This is a genomic window from Falsirhodobacter sp. alg1 (genome assembly GCF_000739715.2).
Lineage (GTDB): Bacteria > Pseudomonadota > Alphaproteobacteria > Rhodobacterales > Rhodobacteraceae > Falsirhodobacter.
In genome coordinates this window covers 1-483 of the sequence record NZ_BBJC02000142.1, presented here as the reverse complement: position 1 = coordinate 483, position 483 = coordinate 1, and the positions used below count along the sequence as shown (strand labels likewise).

Genomic DNA, 483 nt, shown 5'->3' with positions numbered 1-483 from the left:
ATGGTTGCGCCTGCCGAACGGGTGGCGTGCCTCGACGTTCGCGCGTGCGGCGCAGGCCGCCGGAGTTCTGATCCGGTCCGCCGACGAATATGCGCTGATGCATGGAAACGCCCCGAATGCAGTGCGTCTGGCAACTGCGGGGGCTGTGCCGCGTGATGCTCTGCGCATCCTACCCGAAGGAGAGGTGAAGTGGGATGCCACGACTGCGGTGCTGGAGAAGTCCGGCGTCCGGTTCAACAGCAATATCGCCACGCAAAGTTCGCACACGGGCTATGCGCTCATCGCGGAAAACCTTGCGATCGGATTGATAGAGCCTTTTGCCGCACATCCTTGGCGTCAGAACGGTGTCATAACACGGCCTTTCAGGCCGCGACTGGATCATACATATGTGGTCGCCCAGCCCGATATTCAGGCGGTTTCAAGTATGGTTTCGGCGTTCATTGATATCTTGCGCGAGACTGCTGCAACATTTGACGCGGATTT

1 protein-coding gene is annotated in these 483 nt (G+C 59.2%); it reads left to right on the top strand.

Annotated elements, in window-relative coordinates; all coding sequences use genetic code 11:
- On the top strand, window positions 1-483 hold a 483-nt coding region (locus TR36_RS14660), incomplete at both ends, for a LysR substrate-binding domain-containing protein (RefSeq protein ID WP_237763620.1).